General features: G+C 67.6%; 2 protein-coding genes. Both read right to left on the bottom strand.

Features of this window, described 5'->3' with window-relative positions; translation table 11 throughout:
• Positions 1-276: 276 nt before the first annotated feature.
• On the bottom strand, positions 277-1,614 hold the full coding sequence (locus VFW69_RS17265; protein ID WP_526502792.1) for an IS110 family RNA-guided transposase: 1,338 nt from the start codon (positions 1,612-1,614) through the stop codon (positions 277-279).
• Positions 1,615-1,754: 140 nt separating this feature from the next.
• A complete protein-coding gene (locus VFW69_RS17260) occupies positions 1,755-2,024 on the bottom strand; it encodes a carbohydrate kinase family protein (RefSeq protein ID WP_526502790.1) in 270 nt (89 codons plus the stop codon).
• Between the last annotated feature and the right edge of the window lie 142 nt (positions 2,025-2,166).

Genomic DNA, 2,166 nt, shown 5'->3' with positions numbered 1-2,166 from the left:
CATCTAGTCCCTCTACCGGTGGTCAGGTTCAACCCGCTGATTCCGCCTCGGCCATAGGCCCTGGTTCGCACGACACCAACGTAAGGGGGTTTTGTCAAGGGGTTGGGTGACCCGGCCCGTTCCTCGGCTCTACGTAGTGCGTCAAACGGGCTGATGGGTGCCCGACAGCGTGCAATCGAGTTCGTTGAGGAATGGGCGGGGCCTGCTCAGGGTGTCGTTCGAGGTGGTCCTCTACGCCGAGTGGAGCTTGGCCCCAACCTATTTCGGGTGGATCGGTTAGGCCGCCGCGGGCAGCTCGTTAGCGCCGGCCAGGGCGGCGTCCCAGGTGACGCGGCGGGTGACGATGACGTGGATCCAGCGCAGCAGCGCGGCCGCGATCGCCGCTCTGGCCTGCCCGTCGTTGAGCTGATTGCGCTCTCGAGTGGTCAGATGCTGGTAGCGGGCGGCCATCACCGGATTGTTGGGCAGCGCGCCCCACACGGCGCGCCAGGCGGCCAGCCGTAGCCGGGGCCGGCCGCGCCGGGAGATCCGCGACTGGCCGGTGTAGGTGCCGCTGGTGTTCTCGCGCGGGCACAGCCCGGCGTGTTTGACCAGGGCACGGGGGCTGTCGAAGCGAGTGGGGTCACCGGTTTCGGCCAGGATCGCCGCCGCCCCGACCGCGGAGATGCCGGGGATGCTGGTGAGGTATTCGGTCAGGCCCAGCTCGTCGAGCACCTCGACCATGCGGGTTTCGACCTCGGCCAGGCGGGCTTGGCAGGTGCGCCAGTCGGCCAGCACCCAGCGGGCGCGTTCCAGCGCGCCGCGCCGTTGCGCGAAGACCCCGGCCGCATCGGTGAGCGCGGTGAACACCGCCGTGATGATGCGCCGCCAGGCGCGTTGGCCACCCCAGCGGGGCAGCTCGCGGCGCACCGCGGCCTCAAACCCCTGGGGGCCCAGGCGAGCCAGTCGGCGCGGGTCACCGTTGCAGCGCTCCAACACCACCGCCAGCGCGGCACACCAATTGACCGAGTCGAACGGCTGTGCCGCCGCCGAGAGCACCGCCGGCCAGGCGCATTCCAGCAGATCGCGCAGCTGCTGCACACACGCGGTGGATTCGCTGATCAGCCGGTCCCGGCGCGCCCCCAGATGCCGCAACCGTGCCCAGGTCTCATCGGTGCGCTCCGGCGCATAGCAGTCCAGCTGGGCGACCAGCCGGGCGATCAGCACCGCGTCCTTGTCATCACGCTTATCGCGGGTGTAGTCCTCGGATTCCCGGGCCCGCCCCGTCAGCAGCGGCTGCACACACACCAACACCATATTCTGTTGGGCCGCAAGCTGATCCAGCACCCGCCAGCGATGCCCGGTGGGCTCACAGCCCACCGTCACATCAGCGAACCCGTGCTTGCGGGCCTGCTCGCGACCCCACCGCAACACCGGCCCCAGCCGCCACGCCTTGGCCTTCACCCGCGTGCGCGCCAGCACCTGCGAATCATGATCGGTGAGCACGATCGCCTGCTTCTCATCGGCCAGATCGATCCCCAAGATCGCGTTATCGGTCGGCACCAGCTCCCGCAACCGGGCCAACTTGGCGTTGCGCCGCTTGTCACCACGCGACAAACCACTACCCTGAACCACGACGTCCTCCTGACTGTTTTGGGACACCAAGCCCGTCAACGACATCAGGAGGACGTCCTTATCACCTGCATCAACACACGTCTTCACCGGCATAGTTCTCTTACTACGCCGAGAAATAGGGACTCTTACGTCTGCTCGCGCTACAAAGTTCCCAAGCCCTGCGCGACGAGCGCAGCGACCGCATTGCCGAGGACCGCGGCGTGGCGTGGCTGCCTGCCGAGACGGATGGCGTAGACGAGGCCGGCCGAAAACGCGTCGCCGCAGCCGGTGCTGCCCACCACGTCGACGGCGAACGCCGGAACCTGTTCAGTCCCTTCGCGGCTGACGACCCGTTGTCGATGTCTTCGGCCCGGTGAAGCCGAGGACTTGTTCCTCGTTGGGTAGCAGATAGTCGGTGTAGGCCATGTCATCGGGCGTCGAGCCTAATTGGACGCCACCGCCTGAGCGTCCTTATCCGACGGCGTGCCCTTCAGGCCGCACTGCTCGAGGCCCGATAGCGCTCGAGGGGTCAGCCGACGTCTGCGTCCAACGGCGTCGGATAGACCAGATTGG

This window comes from Mycobacterium sp. (genome assembly GCF_036273375.1).
Lineage (GTDB): Bacteria > Actinomycetota > Actinomycetes > Mycobacteriales > Mycobacteriaceae > Mycobacterium.
This window is presented reverse-complemented; position numbering and strand designations above follow the sequence as displayed.

Bases quoted from the DNA above. Each gene is read 5' to 3' on its own strand.
- VFW69_RS17260 (WP_526502790.1), bottom strand. From the start codon at position 2,024: ATGACATGGCCTACACCGACTATCTGCTACCCAACGAGGAACAAGTCC.